11 protein-coding genes are annotated in these 17,164 nt (G+C 62.3%); 5 read left to right on the top strand and 6 right to left on the bottom strand.

The window, feature by feature from the left end:
* Positions 1-43 precede the first annotated feature (43 nt).
* Positions 44-6,676 carry an NEL-type E3 ubiquitin ligase domain-containing protein gene (locus HX815_RS29325; protein WP_256351191.1) on the bottom strand — a complete coding sequence of 2,211 codons (6,633 nt, stop codon included), beginning with the start codon at positions 6,674-6,676 and terminating at the stop codon, positions 44-46.
* 141 nt (positions 6,677-6,817) lie between these two features.
* On the opposite strand from HX815_RS29325, the gene HX815_RS29320 reads away from it, so the two are divergent.
* Complete coding sequence (locus HX815_RS29320) at positions 6,818-7,033, top strand: DUF2970 domain-containing protein (protein ID WP_008432997.1); 216 nt, start codon at positions 6,818-6,820, stop codon at positions 7,031-7,033.
* Positions 7,034-7,039: 6 nt separating this feature from the next.
* Here the strand turns inward: HX815_RS29320 and HX815_RS29315 are convergent, their stop codons facing one another.
* Positions 7,040-8,119: an ABC transporter substrate-binding protein gene (locus HX815_RS29315; protein WP_177029362.1), complete on the bottom strand. Its 1,080-nt coding sequence runs from the start codon at positions 8,117-8,119 to the stop codon at positions 7,040-7,042.
* 449 nt (positions 8,120-8,568) lie between these two features.
* On the opposite strand from HX815_RS29315, the gene HX815_RS29310 reads away from it, so the two are divergent.
* Together HX815_RS29310 and HX815_RS29305 are read left to right on the top strand one after the other, a co-directional pair.
* Positions 8,569-10,227 carry a nitrite/sulfite reductase gene (locus tag HX815_RS29310; protein ID WP_003210800.1) on the top strand — a complete coding sequence of 553 codons (1,659 nt, stop codon included), beginning with the start codon at positions 8,569-8,571 and terminating at the stop codon, positions 10,225-10,227.
* On the top strand, positions 10,211-10,705 hold the full coding sequence (locus tag HX815_RS29305) for a DUF934 domain-containing protein (RefSeq protein WP_003210798.1): 495 nt from the start codon (positions 10,211-10,213) through the stop codon (positions 10,703-10,705). Before HX815_RS29310 ends, HX815_RS29305 begins: the two co-directional genes overlap by 17 nt.
* A gap of 58 nt (positions 10,706-10,763) precedes the next feature.
* Here the strand turns inward: HX815_RS29305 and HX815_RS29300 are convergent, their stop codons facing one another.
* Positions 10,764-11,180: a MarR family winged helix-turn-helix transcriptional regulator gene (locus HX815_RS29300; protein WP_207241509.1), complete on the bottom strand. Its 417-nt coding sequence runs from the start codon at positions 11,178-11,180 to the stop codon at positions 10,764-10,766.
* A 136-nt stretch (positions 11,181-11,316) separates the two neighbouring features.
* Here HX815_RS29300 and HX815_RS29295 point away from each other — a divergent pair, with 136 nt between their 5' ends.
* Positions 11,317-12,816, top strand: a complete 1,500-nt coding sequence (locus HX815_RS29295; protein WP_177029360.1) for an FAD-dependent oxidoreductase — start codon at positions 11,317-11,319, stop codon at positions 12,814-12,816.
* 8 nt (positions 12,817-12,824) lie between these two features.
* Here HX815_RS29295 and HX815_RS29290 read toward each other — a convergent pair whose 3' ends face one another.
* The 3 genes from HX815_RS29290 to HX815_RS29280 form a co-directional block, all read right to left on the bottom strand.
* Complete coding sequence (locus HX815_RS29290; protein WP_177029359.1) at positions 12,825-14,459, bottom strand: SulP family inorganic anion transporter; 1,635 nt, start codon at positions 14,457-14,459, stop codon at positions 12,825-12,827.
* Complete coding sequence (locus HX815_RS29285; RefSeq protein WP_008433013.1) at positions 14,449-15,066, bottom strand: ParB-like protein; 618 nt, start codon at positions 15,064-15,066, stop codon at positions 14,449-14,451. The genes HX815_RS29290 and HX815_RS29285 overlap by 11 nt, the downstream gene beginning before the upstream one ends.
* 169 nt (positions 15,067-15,235) lie before the next feature.
* Positions 15,236-16,513, bottom strand: a complete 1,278-nt coding sequence (locus HX815_RS29280) for a serine/threonine transporter (RefSeq protein ID WP_008433015.1) — start codon at positions 16,511-16,513, stop codon at positions 15,236-15,238.
* Between the two features lie 252 nt (positions 16,514-16,765).
* Here HX815_RS29280 and HX815_RS29275 point away from each other — a divergent pair, with 252 nt between their 5' ends.
* Positions 16,766-17,149, top strand: coding sequence for a tautomerase family protein (locus HX815_RS29275; RefSeq protein WP_003210790.1), 384 nt, complete (start codon positions 16,766-16,768; stop codon positions 17,147-17,149).
* Positions 17,150-17,164 lie beyond the last annotated feature (15 nt).

Here is a 17,164-nt window from a genome sequence, read left to right as displayed (position 1 = left end):
CGCGGCAGGCCCGTTTCCGGACCTGCCGCCGGGGCACAGGCTGTTATAGCCTCAGTGTTGCTCTCTCCCGCTCGGACAGGCGAATCAGCAGGGCCTGGCGTTGCTCAATCCTTTGCTTGGCCAAGACCACGGCTTGCGCCTCGTACTGCGCACCAAACGCCGGATAGCGATCCTCCAGGGCTTCAGCCTCGCGGGCCTGGGTCTGGGCCAGCGTCGTAAAGTCAGCCGCGTATTGCTTCTGCACGTAGTCGACCCAGTACTGGCGCGTGACCAGATCGGCCGTGAACGCCTCGGTCGCCTCCCGGGCGATGATGCTGGCGTAGGCCTGGTCGATATCGGCCTGTTTCACTTGGGAAAGGTTGCGGTACAGCATGCCGGACGGCTGGCGCGGCAACTCCAGGCGTTGGGCCAGGCCGATGCGGTAGGCCAGGCGAATTTCCGCCGGGTCAACACTGGGCTTTAGGCTGACCACGCGGCTGGCGGTGGCTTCAGTCTGTTCCAGGCGGATCATGCTTCTGGCCAGCTTGAACAGCGCCGCGCCTTCTTTTCCGGGCTCCACGGTTTCCAGGGCCTTGAACTCATAGACACTGACTTCAAGGTCGCTGAACAGCAGGATCCAGCCGTCACCGCAGGTCGCGTTGATCCGCATGCCGCGAGCCTTGCCGAACAGTTGCTCGCGCAACGCCGGACGTTGCTCGGCGGCCTCCAGCACCTCCCATACCCGGCGCGTCAACTCAGGGCGGTCGGTGATGAAGTCCTGGGCGTTTTTCAGCTGGGAAATGATGTAGAAGAAATCCTCACTGTCGTCAGCGCTCTTGAGCGACTCCCAGACTGCGTGTTTGCTGGAGTCGGCCGCCACGCCAGCAAACCACTGGGCTTTCTGTGCTGCGGGCGTCAGCAGCTCCGGATGCAGCTCACCGCTCAGATCCGCTTCCTCGTGACTGGTACTGAGGAGGAAGCCATCGAGCTCGCGATCAATTTGCTCCCGGGTATAACCCAGGCCGAACCCCGTTTCCTCGAGGAAGTCGCTCAGGCGCTCGAACACGCGTTCTTCCAGCCCGTTGTCTGTCAGGTTGGTGTTGCTCATCAGGAGGTTGTGGCGAGGTAACAGGGCATCGTCCGGGATGGTCTCGATCTGGTTATTGCTGAGGTCGAGGGTGCGCAGTCGCGGCAGTTCCAATGCCCCGGCCGGCCATTCCTCCAGGACGTTGTTGTGCAGATCCAGGTTTGTCAGCCCGCGCAGGCCGCTGACATCCAGGCTGGCCAGGGTGTTTTCGCCAAGGTCGAGCCATTCCAGCGCACTTAATGGGCCGAGCAGTGCCTGTAGCTCCACAGCGTCGCGCAAATCATTGTAGGTGGCTTCGAGATGAGTCAGCGCCGTGTATTGGTTGATCACCTCGGGCAGGTGCGCCAGGCCATTCTTGTTGAGCACAAGCCGGCGCAGGTGGGGGAAACTGCCCAGGAACCCATTGGACCCCTGCTCCGTCAGCTTCACCTCGGTGAGGTCGAGCACGCTGACGTGGCTCATTGAAGCCGGCAACGTCGGCAGGTCGCCCAGATACAACCCGGACAGGTCCAGTACCTCGCGCCCGTCCACCGGCGGCACCTCGGGCCGGGCACGCAGGTTGTGGCGCCAGCTTTCAAGGAGCCGGCCGGCGGCACGACGACGGTCGAGGGCACTGACCCAGCCGCCCCCCTCGCGATAACCCTCGATGTCGATCCAACTGTTCAACACCCGGCTCAAGCGTTGATGCTCGGCGTGCAACTGCACCAGGCGTGTGTCGACGCCGGTGGCGCCCAGGCCGGCGGCCAGCCATTCATCAATGCGCGCCACCGCCTGGGCACTGCTCAAGGCAGGATCCAGTTGTTGCAGGCGCGCCGCCGGAGTGAGGCATGCTTGCGCGTCGACGTTCTCGACGTGCAGGGGCAACAGCAACTGGCCGGGGTCGTCCGTGACCCTGACCGGGAAATACTCCGGATCGCCGCCGGTCCGGCCGATGCGCAGCTGTTCCTGGGGAATGCCCAGCGGCTTGTGCAGGTAGATTTCCGGCCCCACCAACGGCAGTAATTCCACATCAAGGCCCAATGGATTTTCCCGCAGGGTGCGTTGCGCAAAGGCCAGGATGTCGGCGCAGGCCCGGGCATTCAGTCGGCAACCCCGCAGGTTGCTCTTGAGCATCAGCGTGTCGTGGCCGGTGAGCGCCTGGGCGGGCACCCGGGTGATAGCGCTGTGGCTCAGGTCCAGGCTCTCCAGGACTGGCAAGTCCAGGACACCCTCGGGCCATTCGGTTATTCCAGTGCGGCTGAGGTTCAAGTGGCGCAAGGCGTTGAGGCCACGCAGATCCAGGCTCGCGACACGGTTGTATTGCAAGTCCAGGGTTTCAAGAGTCGTCAGGCGGCTCAAGCGTTGCTGGATGGACGGGATGATGCTCAGTTGGTTGTGGGAAAGATCCAACTGGCGCAGGGCGGTGAAGTTGTCCAGGGCCGAAGGCAGCTGTGCCAGGTTGCTGGCACTGAGGTTCAAGTCTTCAATGGCGTTGAATGCGCCGAGAAAGTCATTCAACGCCTCAATGGAAACCCGGGTGCCGCTCAGGTTGACCTGTTTGACATGGGCGAACGCGGCCGCCGGCAACCCGGGCAAGTCGCCCAGTACGCCCCCCGACAGGTTCAGTGTGGCGGTCGGCAGGTTGGAGCGCGCCGACATGCCCGACGGCGCAAGCCGCGGCCCCAGGCCTTCACGCCAACTGTCCAGGAGCCGCTCGGCGGCGCGCTGGCGGTAAAAGACATCCACCTGCCGGCGGTCAACCCGCAACTCCCTGGCCGCCCACTCCTCCAGGTCCCGGCTCAGGGCGAGCTGTTCGTCGAATACCTGGTGAGTGCGGGCCAGTATCTGTTCAGTGGTCAGACCCTGCTGCCGGAACTGAGAGACAACGTCTATGCCAAACCCCCAGTGCACATTTTTCAAGCGGTCCATCACGCCTTCACAGTAACCCTGCACCAGGGCTTGCTCATTGAGCAGGTGAGCCGGATTGCCCCGCACATGTTCATACACCGCCATGAATTCCCGGCGGTCAAACGCGGCCCACCGCAGGTTCAAGCCGCGCCACAGGCGTTCATGCCCGATGAGCATCGACGGGGGCACCGAACGGATGTTTGTTCGCCACAGGTCGAGCCTCTCAAGGTGCTCAAGTGACGCCACCCCCTGTGGCCACTCCTGCACCGAGCCCTCCATGCGCAGCGAGCGCAGGTGCGTGAGGGCGCTGACGTCCAGGTTTTGCGAAAGCCCCGCGACGGACAGGTTCTGCAAGCGCTCCATTGCCCCCAGGCGTTGAATGAAGGGGACCGAATAGGCCACGTCCCGACCATTCAACGTCAGTTGGTTGAGATCGACGAAGCGGTTCAGCCCGTCGACCAGTCCGGTGCCCGGCGTTGCGTCAAGAAACACCTCAAGGTGTCGCACCCGGGAAAACTGATCGGCCAGGCGCACGCCCTGATCACCCAACAAAAGCTCGGCATGTGCGCTCAGCGCCTGCACATGGGAAAAGTCTGCACTCAGCCGCGGAAGGTCCGTCACGCTGCCCAACGACAGAATGCTCTGGGGCGGCCGCTCGCGGTAAATGCCCTGGCGCCAGCAACCGATGATGTCGGCCGCTACCCGTTGTTGCTGGCTGGCCCCGCCCGCCTGCCCGGCAGCAGCGGCGGTCCACTGATCAAGCTCTGCCTGCAACAGGTCAAACTCACGCTGGCGGTTCCCCAACAGGGTGAAGATCTGTTGGGCGCTTTCACCGGCCTGCAATCGGCTCAGGACAAAATCGCTGGCCTGCCCGGCGTTGAGGTTCGGATAGAGCGCCTGCACCCTCGCCGTCAGCGATGCATCCACGTCAAAGCCTTTGCCCCGACCGCTCAACGGGTAACCCAGGACGCCCCCCGCCCCTGTCAACACGGGCCGCGAACGCGGTGCGCGCAGGCCGAGCACATTGGACATTTGGCTACGGCGGCGGGTGGCATAACTGGCCACCGCCTGTTGCAGTTCCCGGTCCAGGGTCGCCACGGGCATGTCCAGGCCAGGTCGGGCCGCAGCGGGGATCGCATGCACGACGGACTGGAAGAAATTACGCCGCCCGGTGGTCCGGCTGTTCAGCGCGACACCGCGCTCGTCGTAGGCCTGGAAGGCTTCGCCCTGCTTGACCAGGTATCTGCGCAGCGGCGCATCTTGCGGGCCAATGCTGTTCAGTAACGGTCCTTCGACAGCCTGAAAGCGCACTTCCAGGCGCAGATTGGTGGGCCAGCCCGGCAAGTGTTGCAGGCAATGCAGGGCCAGGCGGTCAGTGTCGGCACCGGCGTCGGCCTGACGATGCAGCCCCGCCAGGGCACGGCTCAGGCGGCCTTGTTGGACTGCGCGGCGAGCGGCACTGTCCAGGCGCGCCGAGGCTCCACGCTGACTGCGCAGTTGCAAGCGCTCCTGTTCGCTGGCGGTATCAAGAATTTCCTGGATGGCTCGCCTCGACAATCCAGGGAAGCGCCGTTGCAGCACCGCCTCTTCGCCAGCCAGCGGCGCCGTTTCCGCCACTGGCTGGCTGCGGAACTGCTCCAGGGTATCGGCCAGCACGGCGGGCAGCGGCCTGCCTTCGATATACGCCTTGCGCAACACGTCATCCTGGACCCCACTGATATCCCCAATAATGCCCAGTGTCGTATCAGAGAATTCTTCAGTGGCAGGCCCCAGTCGTCGCAACAGGGTCAGGCGGTCCCATTTGAAGGGCTGCTCATGCACATGCCGCCAGGCACCGGCGTTGTTGTGTTCAAGGATCGGTTGGTAAGCCTCGGGATTTTCCGGGTGTTTGATTCGCCACTTGCGGATTCGGCTGTCGAAGACCTTTTCATGCAGGTTTTCGCCGATACGCACATAAATCTTGCCGCCTGTCTCGTACTGGCCCCGGGCATTAGGCTTGAGAGCCGGGGCCAGCACCACCTCGCTGCGGTACGGCGCCAAGTCCGGTTTCCACAGCCGAGCCTCACCACTGGGCAGTTTGACCGGTACCAGGCCATCCACCCAGCGGGATACCTGGATTTTCGGCGCGCGACCGGCCAGGGCCGTCGAACCGCCGAGGGCGGCCATGAAGGCCACGTTCAGCGCCACCGACTCCAGATGTCCCCAGGCGGCATCCATGTCGCCTTCCTTCCACGCCTCGATGCCATGGTAGACCTCCAGGCCCAGTTGCACAGCCGTGACCGCCAGCATCACCTCCCCCAGGCCGGGCACGACAAAGGCCGCCACGTTCAGCACATTCAAGCCAATACTCAGCCAATGTTCGTGGCGTTCCTGGGCAGCCTTGCGATCCGCCTCGGCGGTGGGTACGGCGAGCGTTCTGGCGTTATCTTTCAGGCGTTGCAGGTGGTTGTCATAGAGCGCTCCGAACAGCTCGCCACTGATCAGGCTTTCGCGGCGCGCCAGGTTGACGTTCGGGTCGTAGACCTGCTCCATGTAGCCTCTGGAATTCCACTCGAAGGTAAAGAGCTTGGTCTTCAGTCGTTGCAGGAAAGCCGGGGCTTCGTCTTGCGGCACCAGGCTGGCAAACAGCCGCTGATACTCCGGGGAGCGCAGGTTGATCGCCAGTTCCGCCTCGAACGCCTTTATCGACGGGTATTCCTTGAGCGGGCACAACGGCGCACCGGGGATCCACGCCACCAGCCGCTGGTCGGCCGCGGCCGGCACCAGCAACTCCCCTAGCGAGGCGCCGGGCACCAGCACAGTGCCCCAGCCCAACGGCTGCCGGGCATCTGCCATCGCGCCGACGCCCGGCCCGATCAGTACGACTTCACCCACCTTGCAGCCGAGAATCGCCAATTGGCTGCAGGCAACGGGCTTGCCATCCAACTGCGGCCGTTCGGTACCGGCCAGCAAGGCGTTGAGCATGGCATAGGCACTGTCGCTGACTTCGTTCTTCATCCGCGCCGTGTGCAGCCTGACGGCCAGCAGTTTCTTGTTCGCGTCGATCATCTGCTCGCGCACCACGGCCTTGGTGCCCGCCTCCTCGAACACTTGTTGCAAATGCGCCTGGTATTGCCGGCCCAGGTCAAGCGTGCGGCAGAGCGCGGCAAACTGGTCCGGGGTGACGGCGAGCTTTTCGCGGTAGCGATAGCGGGCCCGGCGTGAATGGTCGTTCAGAATTTCGCCGTAGTACTCGGTGAACAACGCCCCTTCGGGGGCCAGCGCGCTGGTTTGCTCAAGGGCGATATCGGCAAAGTCTTCATTGCCTTCAAAGTTGAGCAATGCTGCCTGCAACAGCGAATGCTGTTGCGGCACCTGACGGTAACGCAGGTAGTGCAACTGGTGCTTGTGGACGTCCGGTACCTCACCGAACCGTTTGCGCCAGGCGTCTTCCAGCAGCGGCTGGGCGAACTCGGTGATGCCCTTGAGGCCGTCGAGAGTCTTGGCCAGCCGCTCGTGGGCGCGGCGACTGGCCAACTGGCTGTCGGCGAATGCCTGGCGCAACCCCTGGGGCGCGTTACTGAGCCAGGCAGGTGGTGCATCCTCGGGGACGCGCCCGGGCAGCAGGCCCGGCTTCAAGCGTCGGATGTCCGCAGCCGCGCTGCGGGCAATCCAGCCGGGCAAGCTGTTCTTGATCAATACGGTGTGTAGCCCCTGCTCTGTCGGGGCGGGTAAGGTTGGCATGCGCTCGTTCCTGATGACTCTGTTAAGGAGTCCCAGTACAGCGAACGGGCCAACCGCCAGGGCGGTAGATAGCTACAGCCGGTGTTTTGCGGGAACTTGGCTATCCTCATCCATGGGTTTGATCCCTACCGCGAGGCCTTTATGGACGATTCCAACAACAAGCCACCGACTTTCTGGCAGATGCTTCACAGCGTGATGGCAGCCGCCTTCGGGGTGCAGAGCGGGAAGAATCGCGCCCGCGACTTTACCCATGGCAAGCCCAGCCACTTTGTCATCCTGGGTATTGTGTTTACCGCCGTGTTTGCCCTGACCCTGTTTGGCATCGTCAAGCTGGTGCTGCACCTGGCCGGTGTTTGAAGCCGGTCAATGCATCAGCAGTTGCAGGCTGAACGGGTAGCGATAGGTGGCTGGCTTGCCCTGGGCTGACAGTGCTCGAAAGTCGACGCCGTAGTCCTCGCGCCCCTGCATCTCTAAAAGGCGCGTGGCTTGTGGCGGATCAATCAATCGAAAGAGCCCAAGTTTGCGCTCACGCCCACCGTACTGCGCCATGCCCAGGCCGCGGGCATCGTCATGCAGCACCACCATCGCCCAGCCGCCAAGGGTGAAATGCCCGGCCACCAGCACACTCAGGCGCCCCTCAAGGCGCGCCTGCAACGCTTCGGGCGAACTGTTGACCGCGCTGAACAACACGTCCGTGCCCGGCGTGCGCCCGCTGCCTTTGAGTGCATCCATTGCCCCCAGCGCCATTTCATCGTTGGCCGCCCACACCAGCGCGGTCTGCGGGTAGCGTTTGAATAACTGCGTGGCCTGGTCGAAAGCGCGCTGGCGACTCCACTCGCCATACACCAACTGGCGCAGGCGCACCTGCGGATGATCCGCCAGGGCGCGCTGCAAGCCTTGCTCGCGCAGTTGCGCGGCGGGAGTGGTCTTGGCCCCGGAGAACGCGATCAGGTCGAGGGTCTGGCCGGGGGCGACAGGCCCATGCAAGCGCAACAACTGGGTGAGCATCAAGTAGCCCGCCTGTTCGTCGTCGGCGACCATGCTGCCGATCCAGTCAGGGTATTTGCCGGCGTCCAGCAGTTGAGTCTGGTCCGCGGTCAGCGCGTTGTTGACGATCAGCAGCTTGACCCCGCTGCCCTGGGCCAGGCGCAAGATCTGCGGGGCAATGTACTGCTCGTTGACCAGCACCAGGTAGTCCGGGCGCTCGGCGCCTTGCAGGGCTTCACGGGCCTGCACCAGCGTGGTCTCGGGATTGCGCTCGGAATAGCGCACACGCAAATCCAGGCCGAGGTCCCTGGCGGCGGCCTGCATGAATTGCGCGTAGCTGACCCAGAAGGTCTCGGTCGAATTGCCAGGGTTGAGAAACACCACCGACGTCGCCTGGGCGATGGCCCAGAACGGCATGCTCAGCACCAGCAAGCACTTGCAGAGAACCTTCAACATCGTTGCCTGAGCCCTTCGGAATGACGGCCCATGATAATGGCATCAGGCCGGTCAATCTCGGCTAATTGCCGATTGTCGACAACAAGGCTCGATAACGCCCTTTTATTGATGGCTGACCCAGAACACGGCAGTGGAAACCACCAGGATAATCAAGAACAGAATGGCCCACGCATCGACACTGCTGTCACTTTTGCGGGCTTTGGTCGGATTGCTCATAGCATCGCCTCTTGTCGGTTTTATAGGTGATTGCACAAAGACACGAGCACAGTAAAGTTCATGATTGCCCGCATGACAAATGTGGGTATCGCGATAACCGTTCTCATTAGGCCATTTGGTTATTTGCATATACTCAAACATCACTTTTGCGCATAAACGCAAACTGGTATCGTGCGCCGGCTCCGTTGGGAGTGCGCGGCCGTGCGCGCAGATTTGCCGAGAACAGGACCTATATGTACGTATACGACGAATACGATCAGCGCATCATCGAGGACCGCGTCAAGCAGTTCCGTGATCAGACCCGACGCTATCTGGCAGGTGAACTGAGCGAAGAAGAGTTCCGCCCTCTGCGCCTGCAAAATGGCCTTTATGTTCAGCGCTTTGCGCCGATGCTGCGGGTTGCCGTGCCTTATGGCCAACTGACTTCCCGTCAGACGCGCATGATGGCCAAGATTGCCCGCGACTTCGACAAGGGCTATGCCCACATCAGTACTCGCCAGAACGTTCAGTTCAACTGGCCGGCCCTGGAAGACGTGCCGGACATCCTGGCTGAATTGGCCACCGTGCAGATGCACGCCATTCAGACCAGCGGTAACTGCCTGCGCAACGTGACCACCGACCAGTTCGCCGGCGTTGCCGCTGACGAGCTGATCGACCCCCGCCCATGGTGTGAAATCGTCCGTCAATGGACCACCTTCCACCCGGAATTCGCCTACCTGCCGCGCAAGTTCAAGATCGCCATCAATGGCTCGACCTCGGACCGCGCCGCCATCGAAGTGCACGATATCGGCCTGGAGCCGGTGCACAACGCGGCGGGCGAGTTGGGCTTCCGTGTGCTCGTCGGCGGTGGCCTCGGTCGTACGCCGGTAGTGGGTGCCTTCATCAACGAATTCCTGCCGTGGCAGGACCTGTTGAGCTACCTCGACGCGATCCTGCGGGTCTACAACCGCTACGGCCGTCGTGACAACAAGTACAAGGCCCGGATCAAGATCCTGGTAAAAGCGCTGACCCCCGAGGTGTTCGCCCAGAAAGTCGACGCCGAGATGGAACACCTGCGCGGCGGCCAGACCACCCTGACCGACGCCGAAGTGCACCGCGTTGCCAAACACTTCGTCGACCCGGACTACAAGGCCCTGAGCAATCAGGACGCCGCGTTGGCCGAGCTCGATGCGCAGCACCCGGGTTTCGCCCGCTGGCGCACCCGCAACACCCTGGCCCACAAAAAGCCGGGCTATGTCGCCGTGACCCTGTCGCTGAAACCTACCGGTGTTGCACCGGGTGACATCACCGACAAGCAACTGGACGGCGTCGCCGACCTGGCCGAGCGCTACAGCTTCGGCCAACTGCGCACCTCCCACGAGCAGAACATCATCCTCGCCGACGTTGAACAGTCTCAACTGTTCACCCTGTGGGGCGAGCTGCGCGAGCAGGGTTTTGCCACGCCGAACATCGGCCTGCTGACCGACATCATCTGCTGCCCGGGCGGCGACTTCTGCTCCCTGGCCAACGCCAAGTCGATCCCGATTGCCGAATCGATCCAGCGCCGTTTCGACGACCTGGACTACCTGTTCGACATCGGCGAGCTGGACCTGAACATCTCCGGTTGCATGAACGCCTGTGGTCACCACCACGTCGGCCACATCGGCATCCTGGGCGTGGACAAGAAAGGCGAAGAATTCTACCAAGTGTCCCTGGGTGGCAGCGCCAGCCGCGATGCGAGCCTGGGCAAGATCCTCGGCCCGTCCTTCGCCCAGGAAGCCATGCCTGACGTGATCGGCAAGCTGATCGACGTGTACGTCGAACAGCGCACCGAAGATGAGCGTTTCATCGACACTTACCAGCGCATCGGCATTGACCTGTTCAAGGAGCGCGTCTATGCAGCGAATCATTAAGAACAACGAAGTCCTCGACGAAACCTGGCACCTGCTGCCCAAGGATGCGAGCTTCGATGGCATCTCCAACTGCGACGACCTGATCGTGCCACTGGCCCTGTGGCGCGAGCACGCTCACGCCCTCAAGGCCCGCGACGGCGGCCTGGGTGTGTGGCTGGACGCCGATGAAGAAGCCGAAGAGATCGGTGATGACGTGGAGCACTTCCAGGTCATCGCCCTGAACTTCCCGGCCTTCACCGACGGTCGCAACTACTCCAACGCCCGCCTGCTGCGTGACCGTTATGGTTACAAGGGCGAGCTGCGGGCGATTGGCGATGTGCTGCGCGACCAGTTGTTCTACCTGCGCCGCTGCGGGTTCGATGCCTTCGCCTTGCGCGCGGACAAAGACCCGTACGAAGCGCTGGAAAGCCTCAAGGATTTCTCGGTGACGTACCAGGCCGCGACGGATGAACCGTTGCCGTTGTTCCGCCGCCGGTAACCGCTGGAAGTCGTTTAAAAATACCCCTCATTGAGGGGTATTTTTTTGCCCGGCTTTTCTATCGATTCTCAAGCGTCAGAGTGACCAGCGCATCGTCGTTGAGGTCGGCGGCAAACTTGCCCATCAGCCGCACCAGGTCGTCGATGTCCTGCTGTTCCCAGGTGGCGAAAATGGCCATCCCCATTCGCGTACGTGCCTCATCCACCCGATCCGTCATTGCCTTGCCCTGCGGGGTGATCACCGACTCGCGAACCCGGCGGTCCTTGGCACTTTCCTGGCGGTCGACCAAACCGAGGCTTTCCAGCTTCGCCACCTGGCGGCTGACCGTGGTGTAGTCGCGTCCCACGCGGTCGGCCAGCTCCACAACGCCGATCGGCCCCAGCCGCTCCACCAGCACCAGCAGCGGAAACAGTGCCCGATCAAGGGCGATACCCGCCTCCCGGACCATCACTTCGTCGCGCTGCGGCCGGTTCATGGCACCGACAATTTCAATCAGCGCCCCGTGAAGCTCGCGAATCTGAAGACCTATAGGTGTATTTTGCACGCTTTCTGTTGACACGGAATCTTCCCTGTTCAAATATATGTGCATATTACATATAAAGGCAGTCCAGATGAAAGAGCAATGTGCAGTCGACGTTCTGATTTGTGGTGCCGGTGCGGCCGGTTTGACCCTGGCGATCGACCTGGCGCGACGAGGCATTTCCTTCCGGCTGATCGAAAAATCCCCCGCGCCGTTCCACGGCTCGCGGGGCAAGGGTATTCAACCCCGCACCCTGGAAATATTCGAAGACCTCGGCATTCTCGACCGGATCACCGCTGCGGGCGACGTCTACCCGCCCGAGCGGCGATACAACGAAGATGGCAGCCACATCGACGCCGAGGTTATCGAGCTCTCGGCGCCAACGTCAGCCGAACCTTATCAGCAGCCTATGATGCTGCCGCAGTTCCTCACCGAACAGGTGATGCGCGAGCGCCTTCTGGAATTGGGGCACCGCCCGGCGTTTGGCTGCGAGTTAGTCAGCTTCGAGCAGGACAGCCACGGCGTGACCGCATATTTGGTCGGCAACGAAGGCGAACAGACACTGCGTGTACGTTGGCTCATTGGCGCAGACGGCGGCCGCAGTGTGGTACGCCGCACGCTGGACATCGGATTTCCTGGGCAGACCCTCGGGGTCCGTGCCATCGTAGCCGATGTGCTTATGACCGGCCTGTCGCGTGACTACTGGCACCGGTTCAGCACTGAGTGCATGACAATGCAGGTCGCAATCTGCCCATTGGCGGGGACCGAGCTGTTTCAGATACAGGCGCCGATTCCGCTGGACACAGAAGTTGACCTCAGCGCTGAGGGGCTCATGAACCTGGTGGCAGAGCGCACGGGTCGGCAGGACATTCATATCGACTCTGTCTCCTGGGCGTCGGCCTACACGATGAATGCGCGGCTGGCCGATCACTATCGCGTAGGACAGGTATTTCTTATCGGCGATGCCGCGCACATCCACCCACCCACCGGCGGCCAGGGCCTCAATACCAGCGTGCAAGATGCCTACAATCTGGGCTGGAAGCTGGCGGCGGTGACGGCCGATGCGCCCGAAGCGTTGCTCGACACCTATGAGGAAGAGCGACGGCCTGTGGCAGCCTCGATGCTCGGCCTGTCGACCAGGCTGCTGGACGGAATGAAAAAGGGCAACATGCGCCGCGGCCGCGAGGTGCACCAACTCGATATCGGGTATCCCCACTCCTCGCTCGCAGTGCAACCGGCAGAACGAGAAGGCCGCTTGCTCGCCGGTGACCGGGCGCCCGATGCAACCGTGCGGGACGCCAGCGGCCATTCGTCCCGGCTATTCAAGCTGTTCCAGGGCGCGCATTGGACATTGCTGGGCTATGAGGTGGAACGCGGGTCACTGAAGCCTGCCGCCTGGCTGCATATCCATCGCTTCGGGCCGGGCGGCGACCTGGTGGATGATCAGCGACAGTTCAATGACGCTTACAACCTCGACCATGGCGAATGGGTGCTGGTGCGCCCCGATGGCTACGTCGGCGCGATCTTCACAGACGTTGAGAAACTGCACGGCTACCTCGCCCAAGTTGGGCTCAGCGCCGAGGCGTTTTAATGTCGAGCTCAGGCAGTTGGCTGCAACGCCAACTGCACCGCGCCATCAACACTCAAGCCGCTGATCAATACCTGGGGAGCACACGCCTCAGGCAGCGTCTGCAACACCTCCTGCGCCTCATGCCGTACGCGGGCCAGCACCAGGCATTTGCCCTCCCCTCGCACCTGTACGAAAAACGCCTGCAACGCCTCGATGCTGGTGCCGTCCAGGTCGGGGGATTCTTCCAGGCTGAGCACTACCGTGTGCACCAGTAACGTAGCGTGCCGCATCAGGCTCAACACCGCCCCCAACACTCGCTCGGCATTCGCGAAGAACAGCGCTTCACTGGGCCGCACGATCAGCACACCGGGGATCCGTTCGGCGCTCGGGTGATGCAGCAAGTCGACAAAATCATGCCCACCGTCAATGCGCCCCAACTCGCGCACGTCCGCCGACGACATCTGGCGCAACATCAACACCACGCTGATCCCGACCGCCACCAATAACCCATCCAGCACCCCCAGCACCAACACCGCCGCCACCGCGCAAATCACCAGCAACCGGTCGCGCCGCCAGGAGAAATAGCGGCCCAGGGGCTGCAGGCTCAAGCCACGGCCCAAGGCGTAAATGACGATGGCGGCAAGCACCGGCTCCGGCGTCAATGCCACCAGCGGCAGCACCGTCAGCACGATCGCCAACACCACCAGCGCCGCCACGACTCCCGCCAGCCGGGAGTTGGCGCCCGCCGCCTCATTGGCCGATGTCGCCGAATACCCGGCGCCAGTGGGCATGCCCTGGAACAGCCCGGACAGCAGGTTGGCGGCCCCCAGCGCCAGCAGGTCACGGTTGGATGACACGCGATCACCATGCTTGAGGGCGAAGGAGCTGATGGAGCCGTAGGACTCGGCGTAAAGAATCATCACCATGGCAAACGCCAACTCTCCCAGGCGCAGCCAGTCGGCGAACGGCAATACCGGCAAATGCGCCAGTTCCAGGCGCAGGTCGATGACGCCGATCAACGCCACGCCATGGGCCTGCAGATCCAGCCACTGGCCGGCGGCAATCCCGAGGATCACCACCAGCAACCCGCCCGGCAGGCGCCGAACTCGCGCGCATAGCCAGAGCAGCAGCAACGCGACGCCCGCGACGGCAGCGGCGGCCCAGTTCCAGCGCGGCAGTTGCTCCAGGAGCTGGGGCAGGAAGCGAATCAGGTTGTTATCGGTCAGGTGCACGCCCACCACGCTGGCCAACTGCTTGAGGATGATCGTCAGCGCCAGGCCAAAGGCAAAGCCACGCAACACCGGCTTGGCGATAAACGAGGTCAGCCCGCCCAGCTTGAGCATCCCGGCCAACAGGAAAAACGCCCCCGTCACCAGTACTAGGCCCATTGCCAGGCTCAGCCTGAGTGCCGGGTCATCCCCCGCCAGCGTTGCCGTGGCCGCCGCCAGCACCGCTGCCGAGGACGATGTGGCAGAGACAATCGCGAAGCGGCTGGTGCCAAACAGCCCGTAGCACAACAATCCGGCAAACAAGGCGATCACGCCCGCCTGGGGCGGCAACGCGGCGATACTGGAATAGGCCACGGCCTCGGGCAGCAACAGGCCGGCGATGGACAGGCCTGCCAATAAATCCTGGACGCGGCTCTGTCGGGTTTCAGTGGTCAATCGGGCCTACCCATCCTGGCAAATAACGGGCTTCCTGGCTGCGGGCCAGGGTCATGGCCTTGCCCATCAACTTGGGGCTCAGGTCGCCGATCAGGTCGCTGCCGATGCGGCTGCGGAAAAAGTCGGCCCAGAGAAACTCGCTGAAAGGCGCGGCGTCCTTGGCATACCCGCCGGCGGTACGCAGCAGGCCCGCGAGACTGCGGTAGGGATCATCCTGCAAATCGGTAATCCTCCGGGGAATGGCGTCGTAGGAGCGGCGGATACCCCGCGCATCATAGGGATGCACCCATTGGTTGAAGGTCATGACGTTCCAGAACGTAGTACGCTCGACAAACGACAGGTCCTTGAGCACCAGCAACGACACACTCTTGACCTCTTCCTGCAACAACGCCAGGCCGAAGTGATGATGGTCGGTGATGTAGTAACGCTCGTCCGGCCCAATTACACAGGGAAACCAATGCTGGTCGAGTGCGGCGGCGCGCTCCTTGCGCTTGAGCTTTTTCCAGGCCTCGCGCTTGGTCGCGACCTCGGCGAGGCCCACCGTCAATTGAGTGGGGTGCAGCTTTTCCAGCTTGCCGGTGATCAACTGCGGGCGGGCGCGAGCCATGAACAACCTCCAGGTAAGAATTCGACGTGCCCTGTCAGACACCCGCGACAAGCTTAGCCGTGATTGATCGCCTGGCGTTGATACTTATCAGCACCTTGCGGCGTGCAGGCACAAAAAAAGGCCGACTCGCGTTATGGCAAGTCGGCCTTTTTTCACAGCGCCCCGGGGATCAGGACATCAACGAGTAGATCAGCGCGGTAATCGCCACCAGGCCCACCGCCGTCACGAACACGTTGGACGCCTGGCCACGGTACTTGGCCATCGCCGGTACCTTGCGGATCGCGTACATCGGCATCAGGAACAGGATCGACGCAATGATCGGCCCGCCCAGGGTCTCGATCATGCCGAGGATGCTAGGGTTGAGGGTCGCGACGATCCAGCACACCACCAGCATGAAGGCAGCCGTCATGCGGTCCAGGGTCTTGGCAGCCGGGCGACGGCCGCTTTTGAGCACCAGGCCCTTGAGGCCTTCACTGGCGCCGATGTAATGGCCCAGGAACGACTTGGCAATCGCCACAAACGCGATCAGCGGCGCGGCGAACTCGATGGTCGGGTTGCTGAAGTGGTTCGCCAGGTAGGACAGGATCGACAGGTTCTGCGCCTTGGCTTCGGCCAATTGCGCCGGCGACAGGGTCAGTACGCAACTGAACACGAAGAACAGCACCATCACTACCATCAGGATGTGTGCCCGGGACAGGATCTGCGAGCTGCGTTCCTCGGCGTGTTCGCCGTACTGGCGCTTCTGGTCCACCGCAAAGGCCGAGATGATCGGCGAATGGTTGAACGAGAACACCATCACCGGAATCGCCAGCCACAGCGTGTGCAGCAGCGCCGACGGGGCAGGCACGGTGCTGGCGGTGCTGAGGATGCCGCCGTTCCAGTGCGGCACCAGGTACACGGCGAGGAACAGCAAGGCGACGATAAACGGATACACCATCAGGCTCATGGCCTTGACGATCACCTGCTCGCCGCAACGCACCACGGCCAGCAGGCCGAGGATCAGCACGAGTGACAGGATCGCCCGCGGTGGTGGCGCGATGTGCAGTTGATGCTCCATGAAGCTGCCGACGGTGTTGGTCAGCGCCACGCTATAGATCAGCAGGATCGGGAAGATCGCGAAGAAGTACAGCAAGGTGATCGCGGCGCCGGCCTTGAGGCCGAAATGTTCTTCGACCACGTCGGTGATGTCCGAGCCTTCACGGCCCGAGAGCACAAAGCGGGTCAGGCCACGGTGCGCGAAAAACGTCATCGGGAATGCCAGCAGCGCGAGGATCACCAGCGGCCAGAAACCGCCAAGGCCCGCGTTGATCGGCAGGAACAAGGTGCCGGCGCCGATGGCCGTACCGAACAGGCCGAGCATCCAGGTGGTGTCCTGGCGGCTCCAGCTTGTGAGGGTTGCAGGTGTCGTTGCGTAGCGTTCGTCGACGCTATTGGCCTGATCATTCATCCGTTCGGATCTCCGCATTCACTCAGTCGAGACGAGTCAGAAAAACCTGACAGGCAGCGCCACGACCGAAACAGGGGCGCGATTGTCCGGGATTCGCTTGAAGAAGCAAAGACTTAGCTGAGGAATGGTTGTGCGGTGCAGAGGATTGAAGGCGATTTTGACAGCGTCAATTTTACATTTCATAAGAAATCTATTTTATAAATTCATCACGTCATGTATTTTTAAAGCACGCCCCTCACTGGACTACCTGCCATGCCAATCGTGCGCATCGACCTTCGGAAAAACCCCGACGTCACCTACGCCAAGCGCGTCGGCGTATTGATCTACAACGCCATGCACACGGCTATCGGCGTGCCTGAGCACGACAACTTCCAGATCCTCACCGAGCACGATGAACACCACTTCATCTATGACCCGGAGTACCTGGGCATCCAGCGCACCGACAACCTGGTGATCATCCAGATCACTCTGAACGAAGGTCGCAGCACCGAGCAGAAAAAGCTGTTGTACAAGACCATCGCCGAGAGCTTGAACCGTGAACTGGCGGTGCGCCTGGAAGATGTGTTTATCAGCCTGGTGGAGGTCAAGAAGGAAAACTGGTCGTTCGGCAACGGGATCGCGCAGTACGCCAGCTAAACGTTTTATGATTCC

The organism is Pseudomonas sp. E6002, assembly GCF_013385565.1.
Classification (GTDB): Bacteria; Pseudomonadota; Gammaproteobacteria; order Pseudomonadales; family Pseudomonadaceae; genus Aquipseudomonas.
Note: the sequence above shows the minus strand (reverse complement) of the source record. Positions and strands in the feature narration are given on the sequence as shown.

What these genes read in the sequence shown, in the direction of transcription:
- HX815_RS29320 (WP_008432997.1), top strand. Translation starts at nt 6,818, where the DNA reads ATGGACGATTCCAACAACAAGCCACCGACTTTCTGGCAGATGCTTCAC.
- HX815_RS29280 (WP_008433015.1), bottom strand. Translation starts at nt 16,513, where the DNA reads ATGAATGATCAGGCCAATAGCGTCGACGAACGCTACGCAACGACACCT.
- HX815_RS29300 (WP_207241509.1), bottom strand. Translation starts at nt 11,180, where the DNA reads ATGAACCGGCCGCAGCGCGACGAAGTGATGGTCCGGGAGGCGGGTATC.
- HX815_RS29315 (WP_177029362.1), bottom strand. Translation starts at nt 8,119, where the DNA reads ATGTTGAAGGTTCTCTGCAAGTGCTTGCTGGTGCTGAGCATGCCGTTC.
- HX815_RS29295 (WP_177029360.1), top strand. Translation starts at nt 11,317, where the DNA reads ATGAAAGAGCAATGTGCAGTCGACGTTCTGATTTGTGGTGCCGGTGCG.
- HX815_RS29285 (WP_008433013.1), bottom strand. Translation starts at nt 15,066, where the DNA reads ATGGCTCGCGCCCGCCCGCAGTTGATCACCGGCAAGCTGGAAAAGCTG.
- HX815_RS29310 (WP_003210800.1), top strand. Translation starts at nt 8,569, where the DNA reads ATGTACGTATACGACGAATACGATCAGCGCATCATCGAGGACCGCGTC.
- HX815_RS29325 (WP_256351191.1), bottom strand. Translation starts at nt 6,676, where the DNA reads ATGCCAACCTTACCCGCCCCGACAGAGCAGGGGCTACACACCGTATTG.
- HX815_RS29305 (WP_003210798.1), top strand. Translation starts at nt 10,211, where the DNA reads ATGCAGCGAATCATTAAGAACAACGAAGTCCTCGACGAAACCTGGCAC.
- HX815_RS29275 (WP_003210790.1), top strand. Translation starts at nt 16,766, where the DNA reads ATGCCAATCGTGCGCATCGACCTTCGGAAAAACCCCGACGTCACCTAC.